A 16,178-nucleotide genomic window follows, 5' to 3' on the forward strand; every position below is an offset into this window, starting at 1 on the left:
GAAATCGGCGGGTGCTCTTGAGCGCATGGACTCAAGGCACAAGGGCTCAAGGCACCCGCTCTCCTCTCCAACCGGTCAATTCGTCTTCGCAAGCAGCGGCGCAGGCTTGGCACCGACCCAGAGGCCCATGTCTACAGCGTTGGTGACGCGGAAGACATCGCCCTTGCTGTTGAGGAACAGCTCTTCCATTTCCGGCCGGGTGAACGGGCGGGAACCAAGCCGACCAAAGACAGCCATTTGCCCTCCGGTTTCATCGACACCGCGATCGCGATCAAGCCCCTTTGACAGCGCCAGGGCCGGTGTCGGTGTCCGAGCCCATGCAATGAGCTCGGGCTTGGGCTCGGGCGAGAAGCCGTAGAAGTTCGGCTGACTGGCTGGCGAGGTCAGCTGCAGCACTTTCATCCCGTTCCGGCCATCGGCGACATAAGCAAAGAGCGAGGCGTTGGTTGACGCCACGATCACGTCCTCGGCATCGTTCAATTGCCCGTCAGCGGTGTAGCTCGTGTAGATCGACGGTCGCGTCGGCGCGGTGATGTCCACGATGACCAGCCCCTGCGACTTGGCTGCGACATAGGCATACGTGCGCGCAAGGTAGACTCGGCGAGCGTCGACCATCGGCACAGTTGCCGATGGTACGGCCCTGGGCTGGGCCAGGTTGGTGATGTCCATCAGTTCTAGGCCATTGGCCGTCGTCACCCACAGGTAACGGAACTGCACCGCCGTGGCGCGAGGATCGCGCAAGGGCACGACCGAAGTGATGCGCGGATCGAGGCAAGTTTCGCCGCCCTTCTTTTCACTGACTTCGCACGGCTTTTGCGCAGACCATGGCTTGGGCAGATGAACCGTGACCAGCGCCTTGTCGGTGACAATATAGGCGTAGTCCCCGGCGAGCGTGATGTGACGAGCGCCAGTTAGCACGCCGTCCGGGTTGAAGGTCAGCGCGCGATTGAAGAAATTGTTGCGGAATTCGCCGTCGGCGAGAGTGTCGACGTTGACCGCGATCAGGCCTTCGACCGCATCGGTCACAAAAGCGTAGGAATAGATCGGCGAGAACGGCTGCTCCTGATTGAGCGTGCGCAATTCGGGTGTGTTGCGGGTCGGCGCGATGGACTGGTTGGTCGGCAGGGCCATGCAGGTCGCGTTGGTGGTAGCGACATGGGTGTCATGGCCCAAGGGCGAGAAGGGAGCAGTGACGATCCGCTCCGAGAAGCCCTTGTTGCCGATGGCGGCAATGTCATAGGCTCGGAATCCGCCCTTGCCCTCTGCGACGTACATGTACTCGCCGCGCATCTGCAGGCAGCGGACCGCGTCCTTGGTGCCCTCCACCACGTTGGCAAACTGTTCCTGCCCGGTTGTTTCCCCCGAAAGCTTGCCATCGACGATCTTGCCTCGCGTCCAGTTCTTCAACTCGCGCCCGTTATCTTCGACGTGCTGCTTCCAGTAATCAGGGTAGGCGTAGCGGTGCAGGTATGAGCCAATCACCGCTTGCGGCTCATCCCATTCTGTAACGCGGACAGCTTCAAATCCGCCGTCCAGACCGAACCAGGCGTTCATGCCCACGAAGTTCACGTAGTTCGTGCCCAGCAGGAGAAGCTGCGCCATCGTGGCGTTATTGTCTTCGTCCTGGCTGACGTGGCAATCGGTGCACTGCTTGGTCTCGTTCTTGCGAACAGTGTGCGGGAAGTGCGGCGCGAAGGCCTGTGACGAGTAGCCGATCGAGGAAATTGGCGGCTGCTGCACGTAGATGCGTTCGCGGTTGATGTTGGTTGACGACAAGATCAGAGCCGAAGTTGAACGGATCGGCGCGGTTATCGCCTTGCCCGACACCGGATTGCCCGAGGCGTCATACTGCACCGGGTCCGAACCCGACGACTTGTTGCGCTGGTGCTTGCCAAGCTGGAACATGTCATCGCGCGCGACCTGCGGGTTATAGGTCGCGTAGTTGCGGGTGTAATCTTCCTCGTACTTGTGCGTCGCCGACTTCCAGTTCGCCTCGATCGGGAGGTGGCACCCGGCACAGGAAGTGGTCCACGACAGGTGGCAGGTGAAGCAAGCCATATCGTCGTCACGATGGGCGCGCGCTTCCTTGGCCACGCCGGTGCCGAACTTGTAGACACCGTCATCCGACGCGGACTTGGCCATCAGTTTCGCGCGGGCGGCCTTGGGGTTGAAGATCGGCTTGCCGGACGTGTCCATTTGCCCGGCAAAGCGGGCGTCGACCGAGTCCTTCACCAGGCTGACGCGCCAGGACAACTTGGGATCGATGATCGAGCGCTGGATCAGCACGCGGCGCCCATCGGCCTCCTTGAACCATTCGAAGCGACGCTGGCCGTCTGCATTGCGCAGCAGCGCAAGATTGTTGCCCTTTTCGGGTGCCGCCATGTTCGAAGTCAGCAGCGTCGGGTAGGCATCGGGCGTGCCGTGGCAGTCCTTGCAGCCGATCTCGACCGCGTTGGCGACTTCGCCATAGATCATGCCATTGCCGTGGCTGTCCTGCGAGAAGTGGCAATCGGCGCACTGCATGCCGATCTGGGCGTGGATGTCCATCATGTGGACGGCCTTGCCGGGATTGCTCTCACCCGGTTCGACGAACTTGCCCTCGCCGGCCTTGCGGAACTTTTCCGGATCGTCAGGCGAGATGATGTGCGCCTTGTCGGTGCCGTAGGAGGACATATCCCCTTCATCGTCGAGCAGGTTGCCGCGACGGTCGCGCTTGAGGATGGCGCGGAAGTTCCAGCCATGGCCGTGATAATCGGCAAACTGGGTGCGTTCCAGCTTGTCGTTCAAGTCATAGACGTTGCGCAGGAATTCGACATCGCGCCACAGACCGCGCGTAGACGCGCCCTCGGGATTGCGGTCCAGCACTTCGCGCTGCTCGTCGATGTTCGGGTAGAACTGCTTCTTGAACGTCTTTGCGTAGTCTTCATCGGACATGCCGGCGGGCTTGGGCGCGCGATTCTCTGGCCCGGGCCACATGCTCGGCGCATCGGACTCGTAGTCCCACATCGTGTAGCCGAGGTAAGAGTTCAGGAAGATGTTGGGCTGGTGCATGTGGCAATTCATGCACTGCGCGGTCGGGATGGCGCGGGTGAAGGCATGGACCAGCGGGTGGCCGCGTTCGCGATCCTGCATTGCGACTGGGCCATCGGCCTGGTGCGCATCTTCGCCGTGGGCATCCTTCTTCGGGTGCCCCTTGGCGTCCAGTCCGGCCATGGCGTGGGCCGAGGCCTGGTCCATCTTGTCGTTGTCCATCGAGCCATGTGGCGCGACACCCTTGCCCGGCGAGTAGACCAGCTGCTCGGCCGAGGAAATGGCGCGGGCGCAATCGCCCTCCATGTCTCTCGACTGTTCAGGATCAGTGTTGTCACCGCCGAGATAGCCGCGCTTCCCGCCGAGAACCGTGCCGCGCACCTTGTCGTGATGTTCTTCTTTCTCGGCGTTGTAGTAGCCATAGGCACCCTTGCGATGCTGGCCTTCACGCAGGGAGTTTATGGTGGGGTCAGCCGTGATGGTCTGCCCGTCACGACCGCACTTGCCGTAGTTCAACGAGTGACGCGGTTCACGGTCGTTCGCGTAGATGACATGGCACGCCGCGCAGCCCGAGGAGCGATAGTCGCCCGGCTGATCATTGGTGCCCATCTGAAACAGGAACGGGTCATTCAGGCGCGTCTTGTGGATGTTAAGCACCGGGATGGCGACGCGCAGGCCCGTGGCGGGGCCGCGGTTGGACTGCTTGAGATCAGGACGCCCCGGTTCGTCCAGGCGCTGGATCAGACCCGTGGAATTGGGCAGGCCGATTTCGGGGAACTGCGGGTTGATCGTACGGCCACCATCCTCGAACACGCGGAACACGTCGCCCGGCGGGATGGTTTGCCAGCGCGGCAGTGGGTACATGATGGGCAAGGCGCCGCGCGCCTTCTCCCGGGGCGTGACGGTGCCCCACATCGGCGTGCCGTCCGCGCCGATCTCCTTCGAGGCCGACTTCAGCAAGGCAGGCTCACCATTGCGGGTGAAGCTTTCGCCAAACATGTAGTTCTTGAAGGGGACGATGCCGTTGTTATAGGCCGCCCCGCCCCACAGCATTGCCCCCGTCGACATCAGCGAGCGTTCGGACGCTTCGATGATCTGCATGTGGCAAGCACCACAGGAGTCACGCGCAACGCGATAGTCCGACGGGTTGACGAAGCGGATGAACTCGGGGCTTTCCTTGCCCAGAAGCGCGTAGGAACGCTTCGGGTTGGCTGACGACGGCCAGCCCCATGCGGCCGGGTACTTCGGCAGAACGTGTGCATCTTTCATGGCCGCGACATAATCGATCGAATTGCGGTTCCATGACCGGTCAGCCATGACCTTGGTGTTGCCGCCATGGCAATCGGCACAGGACAGCACCACAGCTGGGCTGGCGTGCATGGTGCGGTGGTCGCTCTTGGTATGGCAGCTGACGCAGCCTGCGTTCTGCTTGTCGACGTAGGCCCACTGCTCCTCGACCGTATCACCGGGCTGGCCGCGCGGCGCGGCGGGTGCGCGAGTATGCGTAACCTTCTGGGCTTTCTCTTCACCCGAAGCGTAAAGAGCGCTCGGGATCAGCAGGGCGGCGAGCGCCGCTATCAGCCATGCCAGCGAGAGTTTGCGGAAGCTGCGCGTGTCGGTCATGGGCTGGGTCATCAGAAGGCCAGGGTCGCGTTGGCGAGGACGGAATAGAAGCGGCTTGCCTTGCCCATCTGGGCGAAGAGATCATCGAAGCCCGCCCCAGGATCAAGCACGGCGCCCGAAAGGCGGAAGACGAGGTTCTGCGAAGCGTTGGGCCGCCAAATTGCCGAGACGGAAGCATCCCAGCCAATGTCGCGCGGGATCGAACCTTCGTTGCGCAGCACCTGCAGGATCTTGGTGTTCTCGAACCAGAGATGGTTGAGGTTGGTCGAGACCCGCACAGTTGGAGTGAGGTCGAAATCCGTACCCAGACCAAGCAGCATCGTACCCGGGTTCGTGAAGTTGGACTGCCCCTGCTCCTTGGATGAGCGAAGCGAGTTCAGGATGCCGTTGCGACCATTGACCGAGATGTTGCGGCCACCGCCGGCGAACGGGATCGTCTGGCGAATCCAGTAGCTGGTGTCCGCGCCTGCAAACTGGGGATTTTCGAAGATGGCGTCGAAACCGCCTTCGGTCTTGTCATAAGGATCACTGTCGCCACTTGCCCAGAGGCCGGAAAGGCGGACGCGGGTCCAGTCGAAATCATAGCTGACTTCGGCAGCGGCCATGAACGCCTTGATCTCGGCCGCGCGGCTGGTGAGGAAATTGTTCCGGTCCTCGCCCAGTGCAGCGTAGGCCTGCGCGGTGAGGTTGAGGCGTCCGATATGGCCGTCTGCAGCATAGCCGAGATAGACCACGTCGTACTCGCGACCGCGCAGATCACCAATCAGCGCCGGGCGAACCGGGAAGCCATTGGTATCGACCGTGATGTCGTTGCGTTCACGGTTCATGTTGTAAGTCACCGAGACCTGGCTGGTCAGGCCGACAACGGGAAAGTCCTGGCGATAGAGGTTCGCCATGAACACCCAATCGTTGCGCGGCGCCCGGCTGACGTCGTTCAGCCCGGAATTGGTTTCCTTCTCCAGCCGCCAGAACGCGGCGAGGTTGAACTGCACGCGGTTGTTGTCGCGGTTGCCGAAGAGGCGCACGCCCAACTGGTTGTCGTTGAAGAGGAACCCGCGAAAGTCCGACTGCATCGGCTGGATGCCGGCACGCAAGGATATGAAATCGTAGCGCTTCGTATCGAACCGGCCGATGTGATAATCGATGAAGGCTTCCTGCAGTCCGATGAAGCCATCGGTACGCTTGGTTCCCTTTGAAGGTTCGACGAACAGGACGCGCCGTTCCGGCACCTCGACGTGGTTGATGTTGCCAGCCACCGCAATGCGATACTCGACCACGGGCGGCTTGTAGGCCGTCATGCCCTTGAGCAGCGAGAGGCTGGCGATGAAGGTCTGCGACAGCACCAGGCTGTGGCTACGACCAAAGACGTCAATCGCGTTGGGATTGGTCGTGGTCTGGTTGCCGACCGGGATCGGGAAACTGCGCGGCTCGACCACGGTATCGGAAACCGCGCCGGCCAGCAGATACCAGTCATCCCCTTTCAGGAAACCGGGGCGCTTGCCCCGCGCCAGGGGACGATCGCCTTTGAGCAGGTTATGATGAAACGGATCGAGCTGCGAATGACAGACGTATTCGAGCTTCGGGAATAGCGTGTAGAGCGAGCGGTCTTTCTTGCCGGTCGCCTTGTCCGTCTGTGGACAGAGCGAAGACATGATACGCCAGCGGTCAGGCAGGGCCACATCAAGGCCGAGATCGCCCACGGGCCCCTCGCCATCGTACTTGTCGTAGAAGGCTTCCGGCGGCGGAGCATTGACCGCACCGGGATTGTCCTGCTCGACCTTCTCGGGAAGCTGCTTGTTGAAGCCGGGGCGGCGACGCCCATCGATCAGCGCACCATCGGCATCGGTTTCACCACCCGGGAGCGCAGCAGCTTCCTGCCCGGCCGCGGCATCGCTCTGCGGGTTCGCCGCCTCCTGCGGATCCCCCGCACCGGGAGAAGCCGCGTCTACGGCTGCCAAAACGTGGAACGGCAGGGTGACGGGCTGGGAGGCCGGCGTGGTAATGCCGAGAACCGGTCCGAGAAGGAGAGCGACCTGCTGCATCACTTGCCCTCGCAGACGTTCTGGTCAGCGGTATCGAGGAACGGGGCGAAAGGACAGTTCACATAGCGCAGGCGAACGCCCTGGCCGACCGGGACGACGATGGTATCGGCCCGAATTTCCTTGGGCGCGTTGCCGATGGTGCCCACCTTGGCACCGCCATTGTGCGTTCCCAGGAAAGCGATCATGTCGTCCTGATCGATACCGTCACCGGAAATGCCGATGGCACCGACCAGCTTGCCGTTGCGGTAGATCGGAACCGAACCCGGAAAAATCTGGATGCCGTTGGCAATGCGCTTCTTGCCGGTAGGGGTGTCCGGGACCGCCGTGCAGCGCTGAACCACGTCACGCGCGTTGAGAGAGCCTTCGACGAAAACCGCGTGCTGCAACAAGTTGGCCTTGACCAGAGCGATCTGGAGGCCAGTGGCCAAGGGGCTGAAATCCGTGATCGGGCGAGAAAGCGGTCCATGGGGACGGCCAACTTCTCCGTCAGGGAAAAAGGGCCGCGACAGGTTACCGCCCGATCGGTCAGCGAAAGCGATCTTGCCGGTGAGAGCCGTCTGATCGCCGAGGAAATCGCGGGTACGCTGCACGAATGCGGGGATTTCCGCATCGGTATTGGCGAGAAGCTGCTCGGCTGCGACCGGATTGGAAAAGAATGCAGCGGTGCGCGCCTTCTGGAGCGAAACGTCGATCCCGAAGATGGGCGCGTCAGGCCCGCGAACAAGGCCGAGCACCTCGCCGTAGGTGTCGACAACGGAAATCGAAACCTGTGCGCGGCTATCGAGGGGGCGGCGGATCTGCGCGCGGGCGCGCGTCATGATCGTGAAGGCCTCTTCGAGAACGGCACGCACCTCTGCAGCGGTCAAAGCCGTGCCGACGGCAGCGGAATCGGTCCCGCCCTTGATGGGATAGCGGTTTGCGCCAGACCCGTTGCTCAGGACGTAGGCGTCGGCCAGCGAGAACTCGCTCGGGGTCGCACGCCGAATGCCGCTGGCTTCTGTTCCATAGGGCGTTCCAGCAAGAACCGCGGTGCCATCATAATAGCCACGCACGGGAATGAGGGTGCCTGCCGTGTTGTTAATTGCGGAAAAACTGGTCTGAAGCGGATGAAGGCCTTCGACCCGCGCATCGGCAAAGCGCAGCGTGGAACCATCGACCGGAATGCGATCGGCGCGAATCTCTGCCGGTGGTGCGAAGCCCTGGATGCCGGCGAGCGCCATGAATTCTTCCGGATCGCCGTCGACGTCGGTCACATCGGGATCGTAGGCATAATCGCCGTCGGCCATGATGCCGATGCCGCCAACCACGACCCCGTTCTTGTAAAGCGGGAGTCCGCCTGGATCGGCAGCCAGCCCCAACGGAGCGCGCTTTGGACCGATAAAGGCGGCGCTTCCGGCATTGCCCGCGGCAAATCGGGCGGAAAGGTCCGAGCACGGCAATTGACTGAACTGCACGCCGAAGAGCGGGCCGGATTCCAGGCCGGGCGTATTCGGCGCCGGCGGGAAATGCTCCTGCACGATCATGCTGGCCGTGCGGGTGGAAAAGGCATTCCCGCTCGACGAAAGGTAGGCGGCGGTGACAGCCTTCGAAATGGCTCCCATCGTCGCTTCGACTTCGAGCCCCTGCGCATCGACTTCACGCGGCGATATCTCGCCCGTGGCGGTGCGCGGGCTGATGATCATCCGGGTTGCAGCACCGTTCATGCGGAAAACGGCAAGCACGTTGCCGACACGATCGACCACTGCGATGATCGCCGGGTAGTTGAGGGCCTTGGCCTCGCCCACTGCCTGCGCAATTATTTGCTGGACTTCCGCGACAGTCAGGGCTTCCTGCGCTGGATCAGCGAAAAAACGCGAAGACGATGTCGGGGTAGGTGTCGGCGTGAATGTCCCGCCCGAGCCAGAGTCACCACCGCCGCACCCAGACAAAGTGAGAGAGAGCGCGAGTGCGACGGCGGTGGTCTGCCGGAGAGCCAACGGCATGCGCATCAGCGAAGGCTCCGGATGGATCGTACCGCGCTGCCGAGGGCGCGGCGGAATGAGAGAGGCTGGAAACCGTTCGGATCACGAACGGCGGCATAGGCCTGGTTGATCTGGACGCGCAGACCGCTGGCGGAACCTGGCGAGACCATGCCTTGATTGACGAGACCATTGAGCAGCGTATCGACAGCCATGACCGACTGCACGGCCCCCTCGTAATCAGTGAAGCGTTCGCCAATCGCGTCGCTGGCAATCGAGTCCATGATCGCGAAGGTCTGCTCCCGCGTGAAGCTGGCAGAGGCGAAGCGCGCAGACAGCGCATCGGCAGACTGGCGAAGTGCCTGGGCCGCGGCGACGGTCTCTGCGCGGTTCGCCAGCATCGCCCGGTGGAACGCCTTGGCCCGCGCGTCGAACGTGGCAGCCGCATCCGGCGCGATGACACGCGCAGCCGCCAGAAGCATGATCATGTTCTCGTCGTTATAGGGAGGCGTGCCAAGATCGACGGGGCGGCCGGGATTGCGGATCGCCGTGACGTTTCCATCCTCACCGTCATAAATGCGGCGGTGGCATGAGTGGCAATCGTAGAAGGTGAACTCGGGGAAGATGCCATCCATGGCCCGCGCCGGCTGGCTGAACAGCTCAAGGCTGCGCTTCACGGCCTCGGCTTGCCCCACGGCCCACATGCGCATCGAGTTGGTCTTGCCGCCCTTGCGCTGAACGTAGTCGGCGTCCTCATCGTGGTGCTGCTGGAGCGTGGTGAACAGGTCCAGCTCGAACGAAATGCGCGGGTGGCCTGCGGCCATGATGCGGTGGGCGATGAACTGGCCCTTGGCATCGCCGGAGAAATGACAATCAAGGCAGACCTGCGCCTTGACCTGCGGGCGGGTCAGGTCGGTCATGCCCTGGGCGACGTTGCGGGCGTGGCTGGCGCCGACGGTGTAGTGGGAAGAGAGCCAGCCGCCAGAGGCACCGTGGCACGCTTCGCAATCGACGCCATCGGAAGGACGCGCAGATCCCGGCGAGGCGTGGCAACCCGCACATTCACGCTGAATGCCAGCAGCATCGAGCCCCATCCGCCTGACGATGGCCTGCCCACGCGGCTCCTGGATCACGCGCCAGGCGCGGCTGTGCGCACCCGAAGGCGAGGAATCTTCCTGCCAGCGCATGAGTTCATCCTGCCGGACGACAGCACCATCGGCGACGCTACGGCCGTGACAAGTGGAGCCCGCGCATGACGCGACACCGACGTGGCCGCGCAGGACCGCCGGCGCAGTCCCCTGGGCCTGCAGCGAAGGCGACACCAGCGAGGATGCACCGAGGGCGGCTCCGGCCATGACAAGGCAGAACGCCATCGCCATGGCGGCGGAGCGCGGTAGGGCCCGGCAAGTTGCCGCGAGCTGCCTGATTCGCAAGATAGTACCCAGCATTGCCCCTCGTCCCCACCGGCCCTGCATATCGCGCGGCTTTTGCCTTGTGCGATAGCTCCTGCCGGAAGTGCTGCAATGCGACCCCGTTGATCTTCAGGTTAGGACACTCTTACCCCTTGGTTCAAGTGGCTAATCGGCATCTTTGGAAACATATCGGAAAGACAGGCACCTTTCTTTGTCGGAAATCACTTCCGGCGGATGACCATGTTCCTGATCTCGGACATGTCTTCCATGGCGAAGCGGATCCCTTCGCGGCCGAGGCCCGAATCCTTGACCCCACCGTAGGGCATGTTGTCGACGCGGTAGGAGGACACGTCGTTTACGACGATACCACCGACGTCGAGCTTGTCCCAGGCGTCCATCACCTTGTGGATGTCGGCCGTAAACAGGCCCGCCTGGAGCCCGAACTTGCTGTCGTTCACTTCCTCGAGCGCGGCATCCCAATCCGTGAACCTGGACAGGATGACGACGGGACCGAAGGCCTCTTCGGTATAAACGTCCATATCGCGGCTGCAGCCTTCGAGCAGGGTGGCTTCGAGCATGTTGCCATCGCAGTCACCGCCGGCGAGCAGCGTGGCTCCCCCGGCCACTGCGGCATCGATCCAGGTCTTGAGGCGCTGCGCTTCCTTGGCCGAGATCATCGGACCGATGAACGTGTCGCGGTTCTTGGGGTCACCCGACTTCAGCGTCTTGACCTTGGCGGCGAGCATGTCGCGGAACTGGTCGTAGATGTCGGCGTGGATGATCACGCGCTGGACGTGGATGCACGACTGACCGGACTGATAATACCCACCGAAGATGATGCGGGCGAGCGCGTGTTCCAAGTCGGCATCCTTGTCGACGACAACGGCTGCATTGCCGCCGAGTTCGAGGACGACCTTCTTCTTGCCCGCCTTCCCCTTGAGGTCCCAGCCCACGCCTGGCGAGCCTGTGAACGACAGGAGCTTGAGCCGATCATCAGTCGTGAACAGGTCGGCGCCATCGCGGCTGGCAGGAAGGATCGAGAACGCACCTTCCGGCAGGATATCGCATTCCGCCAGCACTTCGCCCATGATGATCGCGCCCAGCGGGGTGAGCGAAGCGGGCTTCATCACGAAGGGGCATCCCATGGCGATGGCGGGCGCGATCTTGTGCGCGGCAAGGTTCAGCGGGAAGTTGAAGGGCGAGATGAAGCTGCACGGACCGATCGGCACGCGCTTCCACATGCCCATGTAGCCCTTGGCGCGGGGGCTGATATCGAGTGGCTGGACTTCGCCGTAGTTGCGCGTGGCTTCTTCGGCGGCAATGCGGAAAGTGTCGATCAGGCGGCCCACCTCGCCTTCGGAATCGGCAATGGGCTTCCCGGCTTCGACGCAAAGGGCATAGGCGAGCTCGTCCTTGCGCTCGGCAAAGCGGCGGACGCAATGGTCGAGCACGTCGCGCTTCTCGTAGGATGCAAGCTTGGCCATGGGTTCGGCGGCGCGGACCGCACCGGCGATTGCCTCATCGATCACGTCTGGCGTGGCGAGCGCGGTGCGGAACGCGATCTCGCCCGTGAACTTGTCCGTCACCGCAAGGTCGGTGTTCGGCTGCACGGCCTTGTTGTTGAGATAGAGCGGGTAGACGTCCTTGAGCTGTGACACTTGATAACCTCCAACGTCATCCCGGGCTTGACCCGGGATCCCGCTATTTATCGAACCGCCGCAGGTGGAAAAGCGGGACCCCGGGTCAAGCCCGGGGTGACGACATGATGAATCGCCTGAACCCTAGAGTGCCTTGGACAGTTCCTTGATATCCTTGTTGAGAATCTGGTCGTTCTCCGAATAGTCGACCGGACAATCGATCAGGTGGACGCCCGGCGTATCGCGGCAATGTGCGAGCAGTTCCTTGAGGTGCTCGGAACTTGTGACACGATGCCCGTGCGCGCCGTAGCTTTCGGCATACTTCACGAAATCGGGGTTGCCGTAGGTCAGGCCAAAGTCCTCGAAGCCCATGTTGGCCTGCTTCCAGCGAATCATGCCATAGGCGCTGTCATTCAGGATGAGCACGGTGAGGTTGAGACCAAGGCGGACCGCGGTTTCCATCTCCTGGCTGTTCATCATGAAGCCGCCATCGCCGCAGATCGCCATGACCTTGCGCTCAGGGTAAAGCATCGCGCTCATCATCGCCGAGGGCAGGCCAGCGCCCATTGTCGCCAGCGCATTATCTAGCAGCACGGTGTTGGGATGGTAGGCGGTGTACCCACGCGCGAACCAGATCTTGTAGACGCCGTTGTCGAGGCAGATGATCGCGTCCTCAGGCAGGGCATCGCGGATCTGCTGCACGAGGTGCGGCGGGAAGATCGGGAAACGAGTGTCGGCGGCGAGCGGTGCGGTGTGCGCGACCTCGGCAGCGCGATAGGCCAGCATATGATCGAAGTTCCAGGCCGGGTTTGGCTCGACCGCTTCCTTCATCTGCCAGACCGCGTTGGCGATATCGCCGATGACCTCGATGGCGGGGAAATAGACAGGGTCGACTTCAGCCGTCTTGGTCGAGACGTGGATGACCGGCGTACCGCCTTCACGCATGAAGAACGGCGGCTTTTCGATCACGTCATGGCCGACATTGATGATGAGGTCGGCGTCCTCGACGGCACGGTGGACAAAATCACCGGCCGAAAGCGCTGCGCAACCTAGGAACTTGGGGTGTCGCTCGTCGATCACGCCCTTGCCGAGCTGCGTAGTGAGAAACGGTATGCCGGTCTTCTCGACAAACTCGCGCAGCATCTTGCCGGTCATCTTGCGATTTGCGCCCGCCCCGATGACGAGGACCGGAGCCTTGGCGTTCTGCAAGGCGTGAACGGCCTGCGCGATTGACCTGGCATCGGCATTGGGGCGGCGCACGAGACTGCGCTTGAGGGGGACGGAGTCGGTGTGTTCGTCAGCGATATCCTCGGGCAGTTCGATATGCGTTGCGCCGGGCTTTTCTTCCTCGGCGAGGCGATAGGCTTCGCGCACGCGGCTGGGGATATTGTCGGACGAGGCCATCTGATGGGTGAATTTGGTAATCGGCCCCATCATCGAGACGACATCGAGAATCTGGAAGCGGCCCTGCTTGGACTTCTTGATCGGCTTCTGACCAGTGATCATCAACATCGGCATGCCGCCGAGCGTGGCGTAGGCGGCGGCGGTCACGAAATTGGTCGCGCCGGGCCCGAGGGTGGCAATGCAGACGCCGGTCTTGCCGGTGTGGCGACCGTAAGTGGCTGCCATGAATCCGGCACCCTGTTCATGGCGCGTGAGGATCAGCTTGATCTTTTTCGAGCGGGACAGCGAATCGAGGAAATCGAGGTTCTCTTCGCCCGGAACGCCGAAAATGTATTCGCAGCCTTCTTCCTCAAGGCACTCGATGAACAGGTCTGACGCCTTCTTGCCTTCGGCCATTTTTGGTCGCTCCATCAACGGGAACGCGCGGCCAAGGCTGCGTTACCCTCCCCAACTTGGATGCGACCGCAGGGAAGTTCCCGGCGCGTGTCGTTATGGCCCCCGCGCCTGCCCTTGCCCGCATGGCTATCAAAGGTGCGCGCCGCTGTCACGCCCCGCCGTCAATAGCCGAGCGAAAGATCCACCTGCGGCTGGAGCGGCTCGCCCGAGCGGAAGCGGGCGAGGTTTTCGAGAAAGCGCGTGACCGAACGCTCGAACATCCGCGTCTGGGCACGTCCGGAGAGATGGCTGGTGATGTGGGCATTAGGCACGTCCCACAGCGGGTGCTTTGCCGGCAGGGGTTCGGGGGTGACGACATCGAGAAAGGCGTGGCCCGGGCGGCCCGCCTTCAGGCCCGCAATCAGCGCTTCCTGATCGACGACACTGCCTCTTGCGACATTGACCAGCGTGGAGCCGGGTTTCATCGCGGCAATCTCAGCTTTGCCGATCATGCCTTCGGTTTCGGGCGTAGCCGGGACGGCAAGTATCACCCAATCGAAGGTACCGAGCTGACCACGCCACTCGTCCGGGCCGAGCGTGCCCTGCCCCTGCGACCGTCGCACCTTGACCACATCGACATCGAAACCCTGAAGCATGCGATCGACCCTCTGGCCGATAGCACCATAGCCCAGAATCAGCGCGCGGCTGCCGGCCAGTTCGACCTTGCCTGGACTATCGAGCAGCCATTCGTGCCGGTCCTGCGAGCGCACAACTTCGCGATAGCCCTTGGCCACGGTCAGCATGCCCATTACGACATATTCGGCGATGGTGATAGCGTTGATGCCGGTGCCGTTGGTAAGGATCACGCCCCGCTCCCGAAGCACATCGAGCGGGAAGAAATCGACTCCGGCATAGACCGAGTTCAGCCACTTGAGCCCTGTCGCCAGCCGGATTGCCTTGTCCATGCCGCCGGGCTGGTAGAGGTCAAACCAGCCGATCTCCGCCTCCGGTGCCAGTTCGAACAGTTCCTCGGCGCTGCGAAAATACCGCGGCTCCACCCACCTTGGCAGGTGCGGCTCGATCAGCGGCGCGGCCATGGCATTCATCACGAGGACGGTCATGCTGAGCTCTCTCCCGAAAACATCTGCGAGAGACTTAGCCTATCGATTGCGGATTGAAACCCGTTCAGACGAGCTTCCATTCCCAACCAAGCGGGTCGCCGTCCATCACCTCCACACCCTTGGCGGCCAATTCGTCGCGCAGAGCGTCGGAACGGGCGAAGTCCTTGTCCGCGCGCGCGGCCCTGCGGGCTTCGAGAGCAGCATCAATTTGAGCCTCTTCGATCTCGACGCCCTTGGGCCTGAGGCGGAGCGCCTTTCGGTCAAGCGTTAGCAAACCGATGCCAAGGACCGCATCCATTGCTGCCAGCGCCGCAAGCTTTTCCGATGCATCGACCTTTTTCAGCGCGAGCACTTCCTCGAAAACGGTGAGCGCGACCGGAGTGTTGAGATCATCCGACACCGCTGCATCGAAACGTTCGAGGAACGATGTGAATCGTGGACCGGGCTGGGCCTCCGTTTCGCCCGCCCGCTCCTTGAGATGGCCCACCGCGATCAGCATGCGCTTGAGGCGCGTGAGTGCGGCTGAGAGCCCGTCCCACGAGAACTCGAGTTCGCTGCGATAATGTGCCTGCAGGCACATCAGGCGATAGGCCAGCGGCGAGTAACCCTTGTCGATCAGGAGCTGAAGCCGCAGGAATTCACCGCTCGACTTGCTCATCTTGCCTGACCGCTCGACCAGGAAGTTGTTGTGCATCCACACCCGAGCGCCGGAATTTGCGGGCAGGTCCAGCCCATTCGTGCAGCAGAACGCCTGGTTTTGCGCGATCTCATTGGGATGGTGGATCTCACGGTGGTCGATGCCGCCGGTGTGGATGTCGAACGGGAAACCGAGCACTTCGCCGGACATGACCGAACATTCGAGATGCCAGCCAGGAGCGCCCTTGCCCCATGGCGAATCCCACTCCATCTGGCGCTTCTCACCCGGCGGTGTCTTGCGCCAGATGGCGAAGTCAGCGGCGTTGCGCTTGCCTTCGACTGCTTCGATGCGACCCTCCCCGTCCTCGGTCTGCGCACGAGCGAGGCGGCCATAATCGGCCACGGTCGAGACATCGAAATAGAGGCCGCTGTCGAGTTCGTAGCAGTGCCGGGCCGCGATCTTCTCGGCAAAGGCGATCATCTGCGGCACGTATTCCGTGGCGATGGTCCAGCGTGCCGGCTGGCGAATGTTGAGCGCCTTGACGTCTTCCCAATAGGCTTGCGTGTAGTGCTGCGCGATGTCCCAGATCGACTGGGCCTGCGCCTTCGCCATCTTCTCCATCTTGTCCTCGCCATCATCGGCATCGTCGGTGAGATGGCCGACGTCGGTGATGTTGATGACGTGGGTGAGCTTCAGCCCCTTGAACGACAGTGTGCGACCAAGGATGTCGGCGAAGACATAGGCCCGCATGTTGCCGATGTGGGGATAATTGTAGACCGTCGGCCCGCAGGAATAGACGCGCGCCTCGCCTGCGTGGACGGGCTGGAACTCCTCGAGCTGTCGCGTCAGGCTGTTGAACAGCTTGAGCGGTGCGGAGGGCGCGAAGGGGGCGGGGCCGTGGACTGACATGGTGCAGCCATTGCCCCGCACCCCCGCTTC

General features: G+C 62.5%; 8 protein-coding genes. All 8 read right to left on the reverse strand.

What is annotated here, in order from left to right; genetic code table 11:
- Window positions 1–75: 75 nt before the first annotated feature.
- The 8 genes from AC3WLM_RS02630 to cysS all read right to left on the reverse strand — a co-directional run bounded on the left by AC3WLM_RS02630 (window position 76) and on the right by cysS (window position 16,148).
- Window positions 76–4,653: an LVIVD repeat-containing protein gene (locus AC3WLM_RS02630; protein ID WP_492476517.1), complete on the reverse strand. Its 4,578-nt coding sequence runs from the start codon at window positions 4,651–4,653 to the stop codon at window positions 76–78.
- A gap of 11 nt (window positions 4,654–4,664) precedes the next feature.
- Window positions 4,665–6,695, reverse strand: a complete 2,031-nt coding sequence (locus tag AC3WLM_RS02635) for a hypothetical protein (protein WP_492476518.1) — start codon at window positions 6,693–6,695, stop codon at window positions 4,665–4,667.
- Window positions 6,695–8,683, reverse strand: coding sequence for a GlcG/HbpS family heme-binding protein (locus tag AC3WLM_RS02640; protein ID WP_492476519.1), 1,989 nt, complete (start codon window positions 8,681–8,683; stop codon window positions 6,695–6,697). Before AC3WLM_RS02640 ends, AC3WLM_RS02635 begins: the two co-directional genes overlap by 1 nt.
- Complete coding sequence (locus AC3WLM_RS02645; RefSeq protein WP_231735572.1) at window positions 8,683–10,032, reverse strand: cytochrome c family protein; 1,350 nt, start codon at window positions 10,030–10,032, stop codon at window positions 8,683–8,685. Before AC3WLM_RS02645 ends, AC3WLM_RS02640 begins: the two co-directional genes overlap by 1 nt.
- 254 nt (window positions 10,033–10,286) lie before the next feature.
- A complete protein-coding gene (locus tag AC3WLM_RS02650) occupies window positions 10,287–11,723 on the reverse strand; it encodes an aldehyde dehydrogenase family protein (protein ID WP_492476520.1) in 1,437 nt (478 codons plus the stop codon).
- Window positions 11,724–11,846: 123 nt separating this feature from the next.
- A complete protein-coding gene (locus tag AC3WLM_RS02655) occupies window positions 11,847–13,502 on the reverse strand; it encodes an acetolactate synthase large subunit (protein WP_492476521.1) in 1,656 nt (551 codons plus the stop codon).
- Between the two features lie 161 nt (window positions 13,503–13,663).
- Window positions 13,664–14,602: a D-2-hydroxyacid dehydrogenase gene (locus AC3WLM_RS02660; RefSeq protein ID WP_492476522.1), complete on the reverse strand. Its 939-nt coding sequence runs from the start codon at window positions 14,600–14,602 to the stop codon at window positions 13,664–13,666.
- A gap of 64 nt (window positions 14,603–14,666) precedes the next feature.
- Window positions 14,667–16,148: a cysteine--tRNA ligase gene (cysS, locus tag AC3WLM_RS02665; RefSeq protein ID WP_492476523.1), complete on the reverse strand. Its 1,482-nt coding sequence runs from the start codon at window positions 16,146–16,148 to the stop codon at window positions 14,667–14,669.
- Window positions 16,149–16,178 lie beyond the last annotated feature (30 nt).

This window comes from Novosphingobium sp. FW305-C-30-35, from assembly GCF_058783135.1.